Source organism: Erwinia sp. PME.40.26/001, assembly GCF_055556675.1.
This window is the reverse complement of record NZ_JBVHNP010000234.1, coordinates 1-263: the sequence shown is the minus strand read 5'-3', so window position 1 is coordinate 263 and position 263 is coordinate 1. Positions and strand designations below refer to the sequence as shown.

Genomic DNA, 263 nt, shown 5'->3' with positions numbered 1-263 from the left:
GAGTCGGCCGATCGGGTGCTTCGTCAGCAGCGCGTCCTTGAAGCCGGGGTAGGTCTCCTCCAGCGCGTCTATCATTGGCGTCTGGATCACCCCGGGCAGCACTGCGTTCACGCGGATGCCTTTGTCGGAGTACTCCACCGCGGCGGCTCGGGTGAGGCCGATGACGCCGTGCTTCGACGTGACGTAGGCGGACTGGTGGGCGATGGCGACCTGCCCGAGGGACGAGGCGGTGTTGATGATGGATCCGCCGCCCTGCGCCAGCA

At 67.3% G+C, this 263-nt stretch carries 1 protein-coding gene; it reads right to left on the bottom strand.

The genetic code is table 11. The features are described from left to right. Nucleotides 1–263, bottom strand: a 263-nt coding sequence (locus ACZ3HG_RS23990; RefSeq protein WP_465334910.1) for an SDR family oxidoreductase, incomplete at both ends; no start/stop codon positions are given.